Source organism: Streptomyces sp. a15 (genome assembly GCF_059026085.1).
Genome location: NZ_JBWLKM010000318.1, coordinates 1 through 275 on the forward strand (window position 1 = coordinate 1; position 275 = coordinate 275).

The window sequence follows — 275 nt, forward strand, 5'->3', positions numbered from 1 at the left end:
ACTAGTGTCTCGTGATCCTGATTGCGTTACTTCGAGTTGTTATTGACGAGTTTCTTCACGCTGGCCTGGACGAGTCGGACCTTGGCGAGGATCTCGTCCGCGGCGGCGGTCCAGGTGAAGGGTTTCGCGTTCTCGTTCCAGGAGTTGATGTAGTCGCGGATCTGTTTGACCAGGACGTTGACGCTCGCGAACGTGCCTCGGCGGATGGACTGCCGGGTGATGATCCCGAACCAGATCTCGTCGGGTAGGACCGCTGCATTGCTGCAGCGGTCCCC

The 275-nt window shown here is 59.3% G+C and carries 1 pseudogene; it reads right to left on the reverse strand.

Annotation, left to right across the window (positions count from 1 at the left end):
• Positions 1-26: 26 nt before the first annotated feature.
• Positions 27-275 (reverse strand): annotated as a pseudogene (locus AC5P09_RS52305) (hypothetical protein); the annotation flags it as partial.